We start from the raw sequence: 256 nt of genomic DNA, 5'->3' as shown, positions 1-256 counted from the left end.
GCTGCGCCCGTCGCCCTGGCCAGATAGGTCGCACCGCGAGGCTGCGACATCAGACGCTGAGCGACAACACCGTCTCGTCGGTCGACGGTGTATCGGAAGGATCCGTAGACCGCCGCGAGAACTGCACCGTAGGTCGCGAGCACGGCCCTGTACGGGGCCGCGAGCGACGCTCGGACGTCCATCGGCGCATCGGTGAGTTCTGGCGGCACGCCCGCGGCGACGGAGAGCGACATCAGCACCCCCGCGACCGCTAGCC

The 256-nt window shown here is 69.9% G+C and carries 1 protein-coding gene; it reads right to left on the bottom strand.

All coding sequences use genetic code 11. The features are described from left to right. A partial coding sequence (locus R0J87_RS22330; protein WP_498889056.1) for a hypothetical protein occupies positions 1-233 on the bottom strand: 233 nt, incomplete at its 3' end. Between the last annotated feature and the right edge of the window lie 23 nt (positions 234-256).

The organism is Halomonas sp. SIMBA_159 (assembly GCF_046536035.1).
GTDB classification, from domain to species: domain Bacteria; phylum Pseudomonadota; class Gammaproteobacteria; order Pseudomonadales; family Halomonadaceae; genus Vreelandella; species Vreelandella venusta_A.
Note: the sequence above shows the minus strand (reverse complement) of the source record. Positions and strands in the feature narration are given on the sequence as shown.